Raw genomic sequence first — 3,760 nt, forward strand, 5'->3', positions numbered from 1 at the left:
GCCGAAAGGCTCGTGGAAGAAGAATATGCCGAGGAGGAGCGCGATCGTCGGACTGATGTATTGGAAAAAGCCGAGGACGTTCAAGGGCAAAAGGTTCGCGCCGTAGGAGAAGAGAATGAGCGGCGTGGCGGTGGCGGCGCCGGAGCCGATAAGGAGCAGGATTTCGCGCGGCGTCGCCAAGCTGAACTGACTTGTCGGCTCGCCTGCCAGATAGACGGCGTAGGGCAGAAATACGGGCAGTAAGAGAAGGGTTTCGAGCGTGATGCTCGAAAAGGGATGCAGCGCGAGCTTCTTCTTCAGTGCGCCGTAGAGCCCGAAGGTCGCGGCGAGCACGAGCGCGACCCACGGCAGTTTGCCGATCTGCACGGTCATGAGCACGACGCCGCAGAAGGCGAGGAAGACGCTGACGCGTGCGGACGGCGTGAGCCGCTCTTTGAAGAGAACGACGCCGAGCGCGACGTTCATCAGCGGGGTGCTGTAGTAGCCGAGACTCGTGTCGATGACGTGCCCGTGATTGACCGCCCATATATAGGTCAGCCAGTTGATGGTGATGAGGATCGACGCGCCGAAAAGGAGCAGTGTGCGCCGTCTGTCTTGACAGAGCACCCTGCAGTCTTGGCAGAAGCTTTGCCATCGTTTCGATACGGCGAGGACGAGCAGCATGAAGACGAACGACCACGAGATGCGGTGCGCGAGGATTTCGGCGGCAGGAGCTGCAGCGAGAAGATTCCAGTAGAGCGGCAGAATGCCCCAGATGATATAGGTGGATACGGCGGCGATCATGCCGCGCCTTTTTTGTTCCATAGGATGAAAGACTTCCTTCGGTGTGGGATATGGCGTGAGAATATGACGATGCGTGCGGCGCTCAATGCGTGCGCGGCGCCGTCTGGCGATCCATCGCCGCCATGAGCCTTTCTACGGGCAGCACCTTCAAGAGGGCGAAGCAGATCAGGCACTCGGGAACGAGGTACGTCGCGTTGAAGGTCAGCGAGTAGACGAGGGGGCTTGTGCCTGCGGGAGCGTAGGACGCGAAGAATACGACGCCGCTCACGATGTGGCAGAAAAAGCGCGCGAAAAAGGCGAGCGCCGTCGACGCCATGCGGTGTGCGGGAAAGAGTGCGGCGAGCGAGAGCGCCATGTAGGGCAGCGGGTAGTCGAAGAGCACCTGCACGGGGTGCAGCAGATAGGGATCCTGCATCATGTTGAAGATGCCGTAGAGGAAGCCCGCGAGGCAGCCTGTGCCGACTCCGTAGCGATAGGAGACGAAGAGCAGCGGCACCATCGCGCCGAGCGTCACGCTGCCGCCCTGCGGCATGTGGTAGAGGCGAAACTGGTGCAGGATGACGGTCATCGCGAGCATGAGAGCGATGGTCACGATCATCGGCGTTGTGAGCCGCACGCGCCTAAAGTAGAGGTGCGAGAGAATCGCGAAGAGCACGGCGAGAAGCGCGATGAGGCTCGCCGGATGCTCAAGAATGGCTGAGATGTTTTGCAGCAGAGTATCCAAGTTTATCTGTCCTTTCATTGTTCGCTTGTCAACAGTACATCGAGGATGATATTTGTATCACAGAGTGCCTTCATGACGCTGCAGACGCTCCTTTCGTATAGACTCTGTATCTAGATCGACAGGAGCCTCTTTCAAAAGTCCGAGCAGGGGGCGTCGTTTTCTTAATTATACAATTCGTCCCTTCCGAAAGCAAACGAAAATCCCTTGAAGAGGCTTTTCGTTTGTGCGATAATGGAGAACACACAAAGGATGGTGGATTTATGGCGAATTACGTTGGAGGAAGACCGACGAAGCAGATTCAAGGTCTCGATGCTCTGCGCACCTTGGCAATCGTCGCAGTCACGTTGTTTCATATATTTCCCGATGTGGTGAAAGGGGGATACCTCGGGGTATCCTTGTTTTTTGTTTTGACGGGGTATCTTCTCGCCTACACGACGGAGCGGGAACGGCTCGCGGGCGAATTTTCTCTCGGACGCTATTTTTTGAAGCGCCTTTTGCGCATGTATCCCGCTCTCGTCGTCATGATTCTCGTGACGCTCGGCGTCTATTCCTTCGTGCTTCCCGAGACGGTCGTGGACATGCGCGAGGAGGTTCTTTCCGTCGCGCTCGGCTATAACAACTGGTGGCAGATTGCTGCGAACGCCGACTATTTCACGCGCATCGCCAATGCATCGCCGTTCACGCATCTGTGGTTCATGGGCATCGAGCTGCAATATGCGTTCGTCTTGTGGCCGCTGCTCTTTCTTCTTTATACGCTTGTCTCGCATTGTCTGGGGAAAGGGGCGGGCATAGCGGTCATCGCCGCGCTCGGTTTGGGGACGGCGCTTCTCATGCCGCTTTCGTATCTGATGGGGGCAGATGTGACGCGCCTTTACTATGGCACGGATACGCGTGTTTTTGCGCTCCTCTTGGGCGCGGCGATGGGGCTTTGGCGTGCGGGGACTTCTGCTGCGGCGAAGAAGAATCCGCTTTGGCGCGAGATCGCAGAGTTTGTCAGCTTCGAACTTCTGCTCGTCGCCGTCCTCTTCGCGTGCGTTTTCCTCGATGGTGCAAATCCGTTGCTCTATCGGGGCGGCATGTTCCTTGTGACGCTTCTATTCTGTCTTTTGCTCGCGATCACGGCGGATCGCGGCATGACGATCGGCAAGTTTCTCGATATGCGCGTCTTTCGCTGGATTGGCACGCGCAGCTATGGCATCTTCCTCTGGCAGTACCCCGTGATCTTCCTGTTTCAACAAAAGGGCTGGGAAGCGATGCCGTATTTTGCCGCGTGGGAGATCGCCGTCATCTTGCTGCTCGCCATGTGGACGGAGGCGTTGACGAAGAGCGTCGGCAGGCGCGAGCTGCCTGCGTTCGGCAATCGCCTTGTCTATGCGCAGGGGGCGTGCTTTCTCGCTTTCACTTTGTGCGGCGTCTTCTTGATGGGCTTTGGCTGTAAGGGGCTTGCGGCGCCTGCCGGCTACAAGGCGGAGGCGAGGGCGCAGCTCAGCGCACGTCTTGAGAAGAATGCGGCGGAACTCGCGCGGCAGAAGGAAGAAGCCGAGAAGGCGGCTGCGGCAAAAGCCGCTGAGGACAAGGCGGCACGCATGAAGGCGGTGGATCTTTCGGGCGTCGCCTGCATCGGCGATTCGGTCATGCTGTCTGCGGCAGGAGATTTGCAGAAGGCGCTGCCCGGCTGCGCGGTCGATGCGGAAGTCTCGCGCTATGTGGGCGGTGGAATCGAAGCCGCACAGAGCCTCGCGGCGCAGGGCAGGCTCGGCAGCGTCGTCGTCGTCTCGCTCGGCACGAACGGGCCGCTCGCCGCCGGCGATCGCTATGTGGAACAGACAGAGGGTCTTTTGAAGCTTTTGGGATCGAGCCGCCGCATCTTCTGGGTTAATGTCTACGCGCCGCACCTTTCGTGGCAGGATCCGAACAATGAATACATCCGGAAGATGGCTGCCGAGCATAAGAATGTGACGGTCATCGACTGGTATGGACTCGTATCGAAGCACCCCGAATGGCTCTCGGGCGACGGCGTTCACCCGAACGATGCGGGCACGGAGCAGTACGCAAAGCTCGTGCACGATGCACTGGCGGAAGCGTTGGCGAAGTAAGATTTGCTTCAAAAGGTTGGGCATGGTACTATATATGGGGGCGGAAATGCCTTGAGCAAGTGGGAAAAACTCATCGCACGCATTCGGAACAATCCCAAGGCGGTTTCGTTTGAGGAAGTCGCGAAAGTGCTGGAATCCATTGGGTATGAGAAGCGGC

3 protein-coding genes are annotated in these 3,760 nt (G+C 58.2%); 1 reads left to right on the plus strand and 2 read right to left on the minus strand.

All coding sequences use genetic code 11. The features are described from left to right. Together rarD and thiT are read right to left on the minus strand one after the other, a co-directional pair. A partial coding sequence (gene rarD, locus ACTTKG_RS09730) for an EamA family transporter RarD (protein ID WP_442674003.1) occupies window positions 1-804 on the minus strand: 804 nt, incomplete at its 3' end. A 61-nt stretch (window positions 805-865) separates the two neighbouring features. Continuing rightward, a complete protein-coding gene (thiT, locus tag ACTTKG_RS09735) occupies window positions 866-1,525 on the minus strand; it encodes an energy-coupled thiamine transporter ThiT (protein WP_442674004.1) in 660 nt (219 codons plus the stop codon). A gap of 242 nt (window positions 1,526-1,767) precedes the next feature. Between thiT and ACTTKG_RS09740 the strand changes: the two genes are divergently transcribed. After that, entirely contained in the window at window positions 1,768-3,603 is a 1,836-nt protein-coding gene (locus tag ACTTKG_RS09740) for an acyltransferase family protein (RefSeq protein WP_442674005.1), read from the plus strand. Window positions 3,604-3,760 lie beyond the last annotated feature (157 nt).

The sequence above is a fragment of the Selenomonas sp. genome (assembly GCF_052169755.1).
Classification (GTDB): domain Bacteria; phylum Bacillota; class Negativicutes; order Selenomonadales; family Selenomonadaceae; genus Selenomonas.

Excerpts from the sequence above, each read along its gene's own strand:
- ACTTKG_RS09740 (WP_442674005.1), top strand. The coding sequence starts at position 1,768 with ATGGCGAATTACGTTGGAGGAAGACCGACGAAGCAGATTCAAGGTCTC.
- thiT (WP_442674004.1), bottom strand. The coding sequence starts at position 1,525 with ATGAAAGGACAGATAAACTTGGATACTCTGCTGCAAAACATCTCAGCC.